This window comes from Streptococcus tangpeifui (assembly GCF_011038795.1).
GTDB classification, from domain to species: Bacteria; Bacillota; Bacilli; order Lactobacillales; family Streptococcaceae; genus Streptococcus; species Streptococcus tangpeifui.
The window spans coordinates 90,035-102,785 of the sequence record NZ_JAAKDU010000002.1; the positions used below are offsets into that span (position 1 = coordinate 90,035).

Sequence of the window (12,751 nt, forward strand, 5' to 3'; positions counted from 1 at the left end):
GATTTTCTTCCGGCCTTTTTGTAGTTATCTCTCCTCATCAAATCTCATAAAACATGCTATAATAGTGGTATTATGGCAAAAGCAAAATCAACAAAATCAGCTAAAAAAAATAAGAGACAGGGTAGGAAAAACAGCCGCCCGACCAAGAAGGAAAGAGAGCATAAAAAAGCTGTTCGCAAAATGGTAGTTGCCTTTTTGACAGCCTTTATTCTTTTTTTTGCAATTATTCGTTTGGGAGTTTTTGGTATCACGGCTTACAACCTCATTCGTCTAGCCGTTGGAAGTCTGGCCTATCCAGCTATTTTTGGCGTGCTCTTTTACCTCTTTGCAGGGAAATGGCTGCAAAAGCATGCAGGCTTTATGTCAGGCTACATATCTGCTATGGCCGGCCTCATGCTGATCTTCCATGCTTATTTCTTCTCTATGGATGTGATGAAGAAACGTGATATCTTTGAAGGGACTTTTCGTTTGGCAACGGCAGACCTCAAAAATGTGGATGTCACCCATTTCCTAGGCGGTGGCATGGTTGGGGCTGTCCTTTACAAGCCAGTTGTCTTTCTTTTTTCTAACATCGGTTCTTATCTAATCGGCGGACTCTTTATCGTCCTCGGTCTTTATCTGATGAGCTCCTGGGATGTGTATGACGTTATGCGTTTCTTTAAAAAGACCGGCAGCAGTCTCAGTGATAAGATCGACCAAACCAGCCTTCAAATGGAATCGCGCCGCGAGCAAAAGCGCCAGGCCAAGGTCCAAGCTAAAGCTCAGGCAGCTAAGGAGCAAGAAGCAAGTCAGCCGGAAAAGGATGATGACTTTGCTGGCCTAATTGATCCTGAAACAGGCGAAATCCTATCATCAGACCTAGCTCAATCCACTCCGAAAACTGAGCCGGAAATTCTGGGAGGATATGATGAAGAAGTTCAGGACAGCTATTCTCAGCAGGACTTCAAGAATTATCACTTCCACTATCCTGATGAGGAAGAAGCTGAAAATCCAGCTTCCGCATCAGCTCAAGCAGCCAGCTCCAATCTAGATCAAACCCAAGATCAAGAAGATGATGATGAACCTGTTCAGGTTGATTTCACTCCTAAACAGCATCTGCTTTATAAGTTGCCAACCATTGATCTCTTCGCTCCTGACAAGCCTAAGAACCAAACCAAAGAGAAAAAGATTGTTCGCCAAAATATCAAGATTTTGGAAGAAACCTTCGCCAGCTTTGGTATTAAGGCTAGTGTTGAACGGGCAGAAATCGGACCATCCGTCACCAAATATGAAATCAAGCCAGCTGTTGGGGTTCGGGTTAACCGCATTTCCAATCTGGCGGACGATCTGGCCCTTGCTCTGGCAGCCAAAGACGTGCGGATTGAAGCGCCTATTCCTGGAAAATCTCTAGTGGGTATCGAAGTCCCTAACTCGGAAATTGCGACGGTTACCTTCCGTGAACTTTGGGAGCAGGCCAAGACTAATCCTAGCAAACTTTTGGAGGTTCCGCTTGGCAAGGCTGTCAATGGAACGGCGCGTAGCTTTGACTTGGCGCGAATGCCCCACCTTCTGGTGGCTGGTTCGACCGGTTCTGGTAAGTCTGTTGCAGTCAACGGTATTATTGCCAGCATTTTGATGAAGGCCCGTCCGGATCAGGTCAAATTCATGATGATTGATCCTAAGATGGTTGAGCTCTCTGTCTACAATGATATTCCCCACCTCCTAATTCCTGTTGTGACCAACCCTCGTAAGGCTGCCAAGGCTCTACAAAAAGTTGTTGATGAGATGGAAAACCGCTATGAGCTCTTCAGTCATGTCGGTGTTCGCAATATTGCTGGTTACAATGCTAAGGTTGAGTCCTTCAATGCTCAGTCTGAGGAGAAGAAGATTCCTTTGCCTCTCATTGTTGTCATTGTGGATGAGCTGGCTGATTTGATGATGGTAGCCAGCAAGGAAGTTGAAGATGCTATTATCCGTCTGGGACAGAAGGCGCGTGCAGCTGGTATTCACATGATTTTAGCCACCCAGCGGCCATCCGTTGATGTTATCAGCGGTCTCATTAAGGCCAATGTCCCATCACGGATTGCCTTTGCGGTTTCGTCAGGTACAGACAGTCGGACTATTCTCGATGAAAATGGGGCAGAAAAGCTGCTTGGTCGGGGGGATATGCTCTTTAAGCCGATTGATGAAAATCACCCTATTCGTCTGCAAGGTTCGTTTATCTCTGACGATGATGTGGAACGGATTGTTGACTTTATCAAGGACCAAGCTGAAGCGGATTATGATCACAGCTTTGATCCCGGTGAAGTTTCCGAAAATGATGGTGATTCTGGCTCAGGCAGCGGTGCTTCCGAAGGAGATCCCCTCTTTGCTGAAGCCAGAGCTCTAGTCTTGGAAACGCAAAAAGCCTCGGCTTCTATGCTCCAACGACGACTGTCTGTTGGATTTAACCGAGCGACTCGCTTAATGGAGGAATTAGAAGAAGCAGGTGTTATCGGCCCAGCCGAAGGAACTAAGCCGCGCAAGGTCTTGATAACAAACCAATAAAAATTGTAGCAAACAGCTCTATCTAATAAGTTAACACGAGGCAGAATATTTGTTCTAGCCTCGTGTTTTTTTGTATATGGTAGCAGCAAGAGCAATTCAAAAAATAGAGAGATGGTGCCTGAGTGGCAACTGCCCTTACTTTTTTACAAGCTTAGCTTATAAATCTGTTCAAGAATCAAGCTCTACTGTTTGAATTTTAAAGAGTCTCACAAATCAATCTGTAGCAGTTTGCTCGGCTTAGCAGCCTCTAGGGCTATTACCTGTCCTTTATGGATGGCGACCAAACTATCGGCTTCCAGTTTGATTTTCTGGTTATCTAAAGACAGCAGCAGCCTGCCCTCTAATACTTGTAAGAGTTTATCGGCTGTGCTGACCTCTGGACTGATGCTCTCTCCTTGATCAAAAGCATAGAGCGTGACCGCTCGCTCCAATCCTAGTTTCTGGCTGAGCGAGCGACTGGCAATTTGCTGCTCATGGTAATGAACCAAATTTGGAAATGACTCAATCATGGTCAGCCTCCGGTTTAACAACAATCAACAGCATCTGAAAGGCCTCTTTAGCAAAGAGGGCATGGGGAATATTGGCAGGTAAAATAATTGATTGACCTGCCGTGACGTCGAAATCTTCTTCAGCAATGGTAATCCTAGCAGTTCCCGATAAAATATTGACCATAGCATCACCTAGTGAGGAGTGGCGGCCAATCTCCTGCCCCTTATCCAGAGAAAAGAGAGTCATTCCCAAGTCTTGGCGCTGAACCAGAGTTTTACTGAGCATTTGCTCTTCAGCGATAGGAACTTCCTTGGTTAAATCCAGAATATGTGCAGGCTCTAATTTATCAATATAACGCATGATATTTCCTCCTTATTTTTGACTGGCTACAGCGATATAACGCAGATCTTTCCCTGTTTGGTTAAAAAAGCGGTACATCTTCCAAAACTGCTGACGATTTTCCTTTTTCATACCTCGGTAGAAAATTTTGCACGTTCCCCCAAGGCCTTCGTCTCTGATCATTCCTGACAGAGACATCAGGGACATTTGGCCGTAGGTCGTCTGTACCTGTTTAAACCCCATTTCCTGATAAAGATTTTTCCAATCATTGACTTGAAGGGGCTGGACATTAGCATTAATGGTGGTTCTCAGCTTTTCTAAAGTCTGTTCCAATCGAGGATCCTCGTAGGCAACATCATGTGTCAACAATAGGCCTCCCGGTTTTAGGACGCGTCTGTACTCCATGATTGCCCGCTTCTTGGCTTTGTCTTGGAGCATAGTCAGCATAGCCTCATTGATAACAATGTCAAAAGAGTTATCATCAAAGGGCAATTTCATAGCATTAGCCTCTTGGACCTGAATGAATTTCTCAAGACCAGCCTGAGCAACAGCTTCCCTAGCTTTTTCCAAGGCCCCAGTATCGGTATCAACTCCTATGACATGGCAGCCATACCTCTGAGCCAAATCAATAGCAGTCGTTCCCTGATTGCAGGCAACTTCTAGAACCTCTTTGTCCTTGCTGAACTGTCCCTGTTCAATTAGCCAATTAGTAGCTGTAACGCCACCAGGACGCAGCCGCTTTTTCCCAAGTCTAGCTAAGAAATGATGACCTAGTTCTTTTTGTGCCATTTACCTCACTCCTTTATTCAAGATACTAAGGGCAGGTTCGCCTTGCTTATCCCATCAAATGAACGGAACTTCATTAGTTTATTTCTGAATTCAAAAGCTCCCCTAGGCCTTGTAAGTTATGCAGGGTCGTAGACCGACTCAGTTTTTAGAAATATATTTAGGTTTAGACCTTCATTCTAACAAAAAGAAGTCAGCCCAGTAAGCATTTACTGGATAAATCCATTCATTGGAATCATTACAAAAAAAACTAATAGAGCATTTAGGGTCGGCAGGTAGAAGTAGGCTTATTTGAAAAATTGATGTCTATGAAATCACGACCTTATCTTGCTTTCGGAGTGTCAAAAAGCGCTTAGGAACTACAAAAGAGTTTAGAACTTAACTGTCCTAAACTCCTTATGACTTATTTATCCTTATTTAGCCATTCTTGGTATTTTTCAACCAGATTAACGGCGTACTGCGTGGCTAATGCCAGTGAAAAGGCTTCAGTTCCTTCTGTTTCTTCATCGGCCACTTCAATTTTTGTCTCATCGTAGATAGCCTTGAGGCTCTCGGTTGACAGAGTATTCTTGAAAGCTTCAAATCCTTTATTCATAAGTAGTTTTTCCTTTCTAAACATACCGTTACTTTATTATAGCATGTGAGAGCGCTGAGGGCCTTTTCAAACAGTAAAAGTATAAGGAAAAGCACGGTTGTTAGAACTTGTACTCACATTTTTTGACAGTTAGTCTTATGTAGTAGGGACGCAAGCGACCTCCTAACGGAGTTCCATTGCTCATTTTCAAGCCTAGGGTCTTGAAAATCCCTTCGACGATTGATTGAATAGGGACAATCGTCTTTTTACCACGGCGGCAACTGTCTGTTTTGAGCGACCTTATGGTCGCTTTTTCCAGCTAACGCTAAGAATTTAAACTTGTAAATACAGTTTCTTAGAATTTCCCTTTTACTTGTCTTTACAAATCCCTCTTGCCTTTGTTATCATAGGATCATGGTTCAAACGTACAGTAAAAATGCTAATCACAATATGCGCCGTCCCATAGTCAAAGAAGAAGTTGTTCGCTACATGCGGACACATCAGAAAAAGGAGACAGGACATCTAAGAGAACTGGCAGACTTTGCCCATCAGGAAAATATCCCTATCATCCAACCAGAGGTGGTGGCTTATTTTCGCTTTCTTATGCAGGCTCTAGCTCCCAAATCTATTTTAGAAATCGGAACAGCCATTGGTTTCTCGGCTCTTCTTATGGCTCAATATGCACCTGAAGCTAAAATTACAACGTTGGAACGTAATGAAGAAATGCTGGGCTTGGCTAAGGAAAATCTAACCAAGTACGATAGTCGGCGGCAGATCAAGTTGTTAGAAGGAGAAGCCCTCGATATTCTACCGACACTAAGGGACAGATACGATTTTGTTTTTATGGATTCAGCCAAATCTAAGTATATCGTCTTTTTACCCCAAGTTCTGGAGCGGCTGGAAGTCGGCGGTGTCATCGTTATTGACGATGTTTTTCAGGGAGGCGATTTAGCCAAGCCGATTGCAGAGGTTAAGCGAGGACAAAGAACCATCTACCGCGGTCTCCAACGGCTTATGGATGCCACTTTGAATAATCCGGATTTGACAGCTAGTCTCTTACCGATTAGTGATGGCCTATTGCTGATTCGCAAAAATGCTATAGATGTCACTCTTCCAGACTAGGCAAGATAGAAGAAAGTATGTTATAATAGGTGAGTTAATGTTTGGGGCAGGATACAAAATCGATTGTGCTGCACTACCGATTTTTGTTCCAGTTCCCAATAAGAAGGAGTAGAATATGGCGAATAAAAAAGCATTTCAGGATGAAGTAAAAAATAAAAACCGACGTGCTAGAAAAGACCAAAGAAAGAAAAAGAAGAAAACCCAAGGCAGTTTATGGAATTCTCTTGCGACCATCTTTGGAAGCAAGGTTTTCCGCAGTCTCCTGACCTTTGTTTTAGCTATGGCTATCGGTGGTGTAGGGACCTATCTTTATATGAATAGTCGTCCTTCCCAAGAAACTGTTCTGGTTCGGATGAAGGGCAAGACTATCACGGTTGCTGATCTCTATGAAAGTTCTAAGGGTTCAGATGCAACTAAGAGTGCTCTCTTGCAAAAAATCTTCTCAACAATGCTGGAAGACAAGTATGGTAAGAAGGTCTCTGACGACAAGGTTAATGACAAGTATCAACAATACGCTAAGCAATACGGAAATCAGTTGACTACCCTCTTGTCACAAAATGGCTTGACAACAGATACCTTCAAACAAAATCTTCGCGTTCAAGCTTTGCAGGAATATGCCTTTAGGGATGCTGCTAAGAAGGATTTGAACGACAAGAAATTGCAAGAACTTTATAAGGATTATAATCCAGAAATTACTGTCAGCTACATCAAGACAGATGATAAGGATAAGGCTTCTAACCTGCATGATCAAGCTGCAGCGGACGGAGCTGATTTCAGCCAAATCGCTAAAGATAATAGTGGTCAGGAAAATGTCTCCTTCGATTCTGGAACATCTTCCGACACCAATGCAGCCCAAAACCTTCCACCAGAAGATGTCCAAAAGGCAGCCTTCAAGTTGGACAATAATGCTGTATCAGATGTCATTGAATCCGAAGGTAACGATGGTTCTAAGAGTTACTATGTTGTCAAAGTAACCGCTAAAAATGAAAAGAATCCTGATTGGAAATCTTATAAGAAACGTTTGACAGAAATTTACGTCAACAAAAAGATTGGCGATTCTAAGTTTACCAATAACGTTATCGCTAAATTGCTCAAAGAATACAACGTCACAATTGAAGATAAGACCTACAGCTCACTGCTTTCAAACTATGGTTTAGACGGCAGCACAGCTTCAAGTTCTAAAAAGTCTAAATAAGACAGTTTAAGACGGAAAAATAAAATTGAGAATTGTTTAGAATTGACCTGTTCAGAAATCTGGCGGTTGCTGCGAGCCAGACAGGTAATCTAACCATGCTGCTCAATTTCAAAACGAAATAGTTAATGAAGAATGACAAGTTCATTAAATGGAGGTGGTACCGCGGCCATGTTCGCCCTCCCCATTATTGAACTTGTCTTTTTATAATTTCTTATGATATCGAGGAATCTGTATGAAAACATTTCAAATTAAACAAAAAATGTGGTCCTTAGGTGGAAAATTTACCATTAATGACGAGTTAGGGATGCCAGCCTATCAGGTCGAGGGCAGCCTCTTCAAAATTCCCAAGACCTTTAAAATCATGGATATGCAGGGAAACCTGATAGGTAAGCTTGATAAGCAATTCTGGAGTTTTTTGCCCAAGTTTCAGGTCAATTTAGCCAATGGTCAAAGCTTTACCATCAAGAGGGATTTTACCTTCTTTAAACCCCACTATTCTCTCGAAAATCTGAATATGGAAGTTCAGGGTAACTTCTGGGAGATGAATTTTAACCTGCTGCAGAACGGGGAGCTTGTAGCCCGCATCTCACAGGAATGGCTGCGTATGACTTCAACCTATAATATTGAGGTGTATAACGAAATTTATTCAGACTTAGTCATCGCTTTAACAGTAGCGATTGATTATGTAAAAGCTCGGAAATCTGGGGGAGCAGCTAACTCAGCTGCTAATTAACTAAGACTAAAGATATAGAAAGGTTATAAATACTCATGAAAGCACTAACTTCTGCACAAATTCGTCAAATGTGGCTTGATTTCTGGAAATCCAAAGGTCATGCCGTAGAACCATCAGCTAACCTAGTGCCGGTCAATGATCCCACCCTCCTCTGGATTAACTCTGGGGTCGCTACCCTCAAGAAATACTTTGATGGTTCTGTCATTCCAGAAAATCCCCGTATTACCAATGCGCAAAAGTCTATTCGGACTAACGATATTGAAAACGTTGGTAAGACAGCCCGCCACCACACTATGTTTGAAATGCTGGGGAATTTCTCAATCGGAGATTACTTCCGTGATGAGGCGATTGAGTGGGGCTATGAGCTCTTAACTAGTCCGGACTGGTTTGCCTTTCCTAAGGAAAAACTTTATGTAACTTATTATCCAGATGACAAGGATACCTATGACCGTTGGGTTGCCTGCGGTATGGACCCCAGTCACATGGTTCCAATCGAAGATAACTTCTGGGAAATTGGTGCCGGTCCTTCAGGCCCTGATACAGAAATCTTTTACGACCGTGGTGAGGACTTTGACCCAGACCATATTGGTCTACGTCTCTTGGCAGAAGATATCGAAAATGACCGTTATATCGAGATCTGGAATATCGTCTTATCACAATTCAACGCAGATCCTAAAGTTCCACGTAAAGAGTATAAAGAACTCCCAAGTAAAAATATTGATACGGGTGCTGGCTTAGAGCGTCTGGCAGCAGTCATGCAGGGGGCTAAAACTAACTTTGAAACAGACCTCTTCATGCCAATCATTCGCGAAGTTGAAAAGCTCTCAGGGAAGACCTACGATCCAGACGGCGACAACATGAGTTTCAAGGTCATCGCTGACCATATCCGTGCCCTTTCTTTTGCTATCGGTGACGGTGCCCTTCCTGGTAATGAAGGTCGTGGTTATGTTCTTCGCCGTCTCCTCCGTCGTGCTGTTATGCACGGACGCAAGTTGGGTATCACGAATACCTTCCTCTACAAACTTGTTCCAACAGTTGGTAAGATTATGGAATCTTACTATCCAGAAGTGTTGGAAAAGCAAGACTTTATTGAAAAAATCGTTAAACGTGAAGAAGAAACCTTTGCCCGCACCATTGACGCTGGTAGCGGTCACTTGGAAGAGCTCTTAGCTGATCTCAAAGCGGCTGGTAAGGATACTTTGGAAGGTCAGGATATTTTCAAACTCTATGATACCTACGGATTCCCAGTTGAACTAACAGAAGAGTTGGCAGAGGATGCTGGATATAAGATTGACCATGCTGGTTTCCAAGCTGCCATGAAAGAGCAGCAAGAGCGAGCCCGGGCTGCCGTTGTCAAGGGCGGTTCTATGGGGATGCAAAACGAAACCCTCGCAGGTATCGTTGAGCCATCAACCTTCAGCTATGAGAAGGAAGTCCTAGATAGTAAGCTTTCAGTTATCATTGTGGATAACGAGCGTGCAGACTCAGTAACTTCGGGTCAAGCTCTTCTTGTCTTTGAAGAAACGCCATTCTATGCTGAAATGGGCGGACAGGTAGCTGACCATGGTGTCATCACAGATGTTGCTGGCCATGTCCTAGCCCGTGTGACAGATGTGCAAAAGGCACCAAATGGTCAAGCCCTTCATACCGTTGAGGTTGAAGGCGAATTGACTCTCGGTACAGAGTATCACTTGGAAATCGACCACAAACGTCGCTATGCGGTTGAGAAAAACCATACGGCCACTCACTTACTCCATGCGGCCCTTCACAATGTCATCGGTGAACATGCGACTCAGGCTGGATCGCTCAATGAAGAAGACTTCCTGCGCTTTGATTTCACTCACTTTGAGGCTGTAACAGCTGACGAACTCCGTCGTATTGAAGAAGAGGTCAACCAACAAATCTGGAAGGCTATTGCGGTCAAGACGATTGAAACTGACCTTGATACGGCTAAGGAAATGGGAGCTATGGCTCTTTTCGGTGAGAAGTATGGCAAGGATGTGCGCGTGGTTGTCATTGGTGATTATTCTATCGAGCTCTGTGGCGGTACTCATCTGGGTAATACCTCTGAAATCGGCCTCTTCAAGATCGTCAAAGAAGAAGGAATCGGATCAGGTACTCGCCGTATCCTCGCCCTGACCGGTCAACAAGCGTTTGAAGCCTTCCGTGAGGAAGAAGATGCCCTCAAGACAGTGGCTGCGATTGTCAAAGCACCCCAGCTTAAGGAAGCGCCAACTAAGGTGCAAAACCTGACCGAACAAGTTAAAGATCTGCAAAAAGAAATCGCAGAACTCAAAGAAAAAGCCGCTGCTGCCGCAGCAGGCGATATCTTTAAGGATGTCAAAGAGGCACATGGTATCCGCTACATTGCTAGTCAAGTAGAGGTTTCAGATGCTGGTGCTCTGCGCACATTTGCGGACAAATGGAAACAGGCGGATTACTCAGATGTTCTTGTTCTAGCGGCGAGCATCGATGCCAAGGTCAATGTCCTTGTCGCCAGCAAGGCTAAGGATATCCACGCTGGCAACCTCATCAAGGAACTGGCTCCAATTGTCTCAGGTCGCGGTGGCGGTAAGCCAGACATGGCTATGGCTGGAGGTTCAGACGCCTCAGCTATCCAAGCTCTTCTAGCCGCTGTGGCCGAAAAGCTCTAAGCTGAGTTAGCTGACTGTCTCAATGCAATAGGAATAAAAAGAAAGCGGGACAAACCGCGATGATTGTTGTGCAATCACCCACAAAGCATTGTAATCTCTGAAGATTACGTATAAGAAATCAATCATTCGAAGAATTTGATTGTCCTCGCTCTCTTATTTTAAGGCTCAGAGCTCTGCCACTCTCCTGTTTTTAGGTGGCAGGCGTTTGGCAGTCTATACCTAAACCGCCAAAGTCCACTGGAGCATTTTGACACTTGCGTTGCAAGCTTTATTTCCCGATTAAAAAGCTCTACCAGAGCTTTTTAACCCACCTCCGCACAGTTGATTAGGGATTGATATGAACTAACGTTCATAGAATTGGACATTCTCCAACAGTTCCCTAAACTGTTGGAGCTATCACTTGCGTAGCAGTTAAACAGTCCAGTGGACTGTTTAAGGGGGGCACCTGAAAATGGGACTGCCCCCAAAGATAAGAATTATCCAACCAGCAGTGGTTCATTGGTGTTAAAGCACCTCATAACTGTGCATGGGAAAGACTTCTTGGCAGAGCCAACAAGTCTTACTCCCAACCACTGTGCCTAGCAAATAAAATTGACCAAAGAATAAGGCTGAGAACTTTTGTCTCAGCCTCTTTTTGGTTAGCGAAAACCACCAGTTATGTGGCTGCTTCCAGAGAGCTTTGAACCTCGTATTAAAAGTCCTAAGATAATTAGTTTCGATTTCTTGTAACCTCTGGTTCAGAACTTTTTCAATTTAGTAATTTTTCAGTAGAAGCTTGTTAAAGTGACCCCAATCATATAAACTATAAGTGAAATAAACTGAAAGAGGGCAGATCTATGACCTTACTTCAAGAGATTAATATTAGAGATAATAAGCGTCTGGTATTAGGGCTGAATCTCGCCTCTCTCCTACTCTGGTTTCCTTTTCTTTATCTATTCGCTAAGCTTATTCCCATAGTAACTGGTAGCTCAGGAATTCGCCTTAATATTAGGGCCTGGGAACCCTTCGCTCTCATTGCTTTGATCATGACTATCTTTATCCTGCATGAGGGCATTCATGGTATCTTCTTCAAACTTTTTAAGCCTAAAAGCAAGGTTAAATTTGGTGTGATTTGGAGATTCTTCATACTCTATACTACCTGCTCAGGTTCCCTTTATAGTAAGGGAAAAATGCTAGTCATTGGAACCAGTCCTTTTATTATCAATAGTCTCCTATTAACTGTTGTTCTAGCATTAGGTCGGCTATCGGATCCCATTTACCTCTTTATTGTCAGCTTGCATGCGGCTGCTTGTAGTGGCGATTTTTACTATGTGTATATCATGACTTGGAAATATCGTCACAATAAGATTTTAGTAGAAAACAATGAAGAGGGGATTAAGATTTTTCAGGGCTAGTCTTCTAAGTCAGGTCTAACTAGCCAGTCATCTACCAAGTCTATCCGGACTTGGTTTTTTTGCTAAAAAATCGATGAATTACTGAGTTCAGAATAATCAGATAATAATAATTGTGTTAAAATATAGGCAACATCGGCGTGAAAGGTGGTATTTTATGCGTATTTCCCTAATTCAAATGGATATTTTATATGGACAGCCTCAAACTAATTTCGAGAAGGTTTTGGAGCTCCTAGAGCAGGCTGCCCAAGAAAATCCTGATGTTATTGTTTTACCTGAAATGTGGAATACAGGCTATGCCTTGTCCGATTTAGACCGGCTGGCTGATAAGGATGGCCGGCAGACTCAGCAACTGCTTAGTAAGTTTGCTAGAGAGAATAAGGTAGCTCTTGTCGGCGGTTCAGTGGCTGTCAAAGAAGGCAGTCATTTTTTCAATCGAACCTATATCTATAACAAAGAGGGGCAACTCTTAACAACCTATGACAAGGCTCACCTTTTTGGTTTGATGGCAGAGGATCGCTATCTGACAGCAGGATCTGACCGAAGCCTCTTTGAAGTAGCTGGCATTAAAGCAGCTTCTGTTATTTGCTATGATATTCGTTTTCCTGAATGGTTGCGGACCCTCATGTCTGATGGGCCTCAAATTCTCTTCGTCGTAGCAGAGTGGCCTCAAATCCGAGTGCAGCAGTGGGAGCTTCTCTTAAGAGCCCGTGCTGTTGAAAATCAGGCCTATGTGGTGGCGGTTAATCGAGTAGGAGATGATCCTGACAATCATTTTAGTGGGCATTCCATGGTTATTGATCCTCTGGGGAATGTCATCCTTCAAGCACCAGATGATGAGACAGGGATCTTTACGGCCGACTTGAACTTAGCCCAAATAGCTCAGGTCCGTGGAAATATTCCAGTTTTTGAGGATCGCAGACCAGAACTCTATCATTAGGA

Annotated in this window: 11 protein-coding genes; 7 read left to right on the top strand and 4 right to left on the bottom strand. The window is 43.6% G+C overall.

All coding sequences use genetic code 11. The features are described from left to right. Positions 1–72: 72 nt before the first annotated feature. Positions 73–2,526 carry an FtsK/SpoIIIE family DNA translocase gene (locus tag G7Y32_RS02160; protein WP_165210020.1) on the top strand — a complete coding sequence of 818 codons (2,454 nt, stop codon included), beginning with the start codon at positions 73–75 and terminating at the stop codon, positions 2,524–2,526. A 206-nt stretch (positions 2,527–2,732) separates the two neighbouring features. Here G7Y32_RS02160 and G7Y32_RS02165 read toward each other — a convergent pair whose 3' ends face one another. The 4 genes from G7Y32_RS02165 to G7Y32_RS02180 all read right to left on the bottom strand — a co-directional run bounded on the left by G7Y32_RS02165 (position 2,733) and on the right by G7Y32_RS02180 (position 4,735). Then, positions 2,733–3,035 (bottom strand): cupin domain-containing protein, encoded by a 303-nt coding sequence (locus G7Y32_RS02165; protein WP_165210022.1) that lies wholly within the window; start codon positions 3,033–3,035, stop codon positions 2,733–2,735. After that, entirely contained in the window at positions 3,028–3,375 is a 348-nt protein-coding gene (locus tag G7Y32_RS02170; protein ID WP_165210024.1) for a cupin domain-containing protein, read from the bottom strand. Before G7Y32_RS02170 ends, G7Y32_RS02165 begins: the two co-directional genes overlap by 8 nt. A 12-nt stretch (positions 3,376–3,387) precedes the next feature. Next, positions 3,388–4,143 carry a class I SAM-dependent methyltransferase gene (locus tag G7Y32_RS02175; RefSeq protein ID WP_165210026.1) on the bottom strand — a complete coding sequence of 252 codons (756 nt, stop codon included), beginning with the start codon at positions 4,141–4,143 and terminating at the stop codon, positions 3,388–3,390. Positions 4,144–4,543: 400 nt separating this feature from the next. Continuing rightward, positions 4,544–4,735 carry a hypothetical protein gene (locus tag G7Y32_RS02180; RefSeq protein ID WP_165210028.1) on the bottom strand — a complete coding sequence of 64 codons (192 nt, stop codon included), beginning with the start codon at positions 4,733–4,735 and terminating at the stop codon, positions 4,544–4,546. Between the two features lie 393 nt (positions 4,736–5,128). Here G7Y32_RS02180 and G7Y32_RS02185 point away from each other — a divergent pair, with 393 nt between their 5' ends. The 6 genes from G7Y32_RS02185 (at position 5,129) to G7Y32_RS02210 (ending at position 12,749) form a co-directional block, all read left to right on the top strand. Then, positions 5,129–5,836 (top strand): O-methyltransferase, encoded by a 708-nt coding sequence (locus G7Y32_RS02185; protein WP_165210030.1) that lies wholly within the window; start codon positions 5,129–5,131, stop codon positions 5,834–5,836. Between the two features lie 115 nt (positions 5,837–5,951). Further along, complete coding sequence (locus tag G7Y32_RS02190; RefSeq protein WP_165210032.1) at positions 5,952–7,031, top strand: peptidyl-prolyl cis-trans isomerase; 1,080 nt, start codon at positions 5,952–5,954, stop codon at positions 7,029–7,031. Positions 7,032–7,263: 232 nt separating this feature from the next. Further along, entirely contained in the window at positions 7,264–7,764 is a 501-nt protein-coding gene (locus G7Y32_RS02195; protein ID WP_165210034.1) for an LURP-one-related/scramblase family protein, read from the top strand. A gap of 35 nt (positions 7,765–7,799) precedes the next feature. Continuing rightward, positions 7,800–10,418, top strand: coding sequence for an alanine--tRNA ligase (gene alaS / locus G7Y32_RS02200; protein ID WP_165210036.1), 2,619 nt, complete (start codon positions 7,800–7,802; stop codon positions 10,416–10,418). Positions 10,419–11,254: 836 nt separating this feature from the next. Further along, positions 11,255–11,812, top strand: coding sequence for a DUF3267 domain-containing protein (locus G7Y32_RS02205; protein WP_165210038.1), 558 nt, complete (start codon positions 11,255–11,257; stop codon positions 11,810–11,812). A gap of 154 nt (positions 11,813–11,966) precedes the next feature. Continuing rightward, complete coding sequence (locus G7Y32_RS02210; protein WP_165210040.1) at positions 11,967–12,749, top strand: carbon-nitrogen family hydrolase; 783 nt, start codon at positions 11,967–11,969, stop codon at positions 12,747–12,749. The last annotated feature ends 2 nt before the right edge of the window (positions 12,750–12,751 follow it).

What these genes read in the sequence shown, in the direction of transcription:
- G7Y32_RS02160 (WP_165210020.1), top strand. Translation starts at nt 73, where the DNA reads ATGGCAAAAGCAAAATCAACAAAATCAGCTAAAAAAAATAAGAGACAG.
- G7Y32_RS02165 (WP_165210022.1), bottom strand. Translation starts at nt 3,035, where the DNA reads ATGATTGAGTCATTTCCAAATTTGGTTCATTACCATGAGCAGCAAATT.
- G7Y32_RS02170 (WP_165210024.1), bottom strand. Translation starts at nt 3,375, where the DNA reads ATGCGTTATATTGATAAATTAGAGCCTGCACATATTCTGGATTTAACC.
- G7Y32_RS02175 (WP_165210026.1), bottom strand. Translation starts at nt 4,143, where the DNA reads ATGGCACAAAAAGAACTAGGTCATCATTTCTTAGCTAGACTTGGGAAA.
- G7Y32_RS02180 (WP_165210028.1), bottom strand. Translation starts at nt 4,735, where the DNA reads ATGAATAAAGGATTTGAAGCTTTCAAGAATACTCTGTCAACCGAGAGC.
- G7Y32_RS02185 (WP_165210030.1), top strand. Translation starts at nt 5,129, where the DNA reads ATGGTTCAAACGTACAGTAAAAATGCTAATCACAATATGCGCCGTCCC.
- G7Y32_RS02190 (WP_165210032.1), top strand. Translation starts at nt 5,952, where the DNA reads ATGGCGAATAAAAAAGCATTTCAGGATGAAGTAAAAAATAAAAACCGA.
- G7Y32_RS02195 (WP_165210034.1), top strand. Translation starts at nt 7,264, where the DNA reads ATGAAAACATTTCAAATTAAACAAAAAATGTGGTCCTTAGGTGGAAAA.
- alaS (WP_165210036.1), top strand. Translation starts at nt 7,800, where the DNA reads ATGAAAGCACTAACTTCTGCACAAATTCGTCAAATGTGGCTTGATTTC.
- G7Y32_RS02205 (WP_165210038.1), top strand. Translation starts at nt 11,255, where the DNA reads ATGACCTTACTTCAAGAGATTAATATTAGAGATAATAAGCGTCTGGTA.
- G7Y32_RS02210 (WP_165210040.1), top strand. Translation starts at nt 11,967, where the DNA reads ATGCGTATTTCCCTAATTCAAATGGATATTTTATATGGACAGCCTCAA.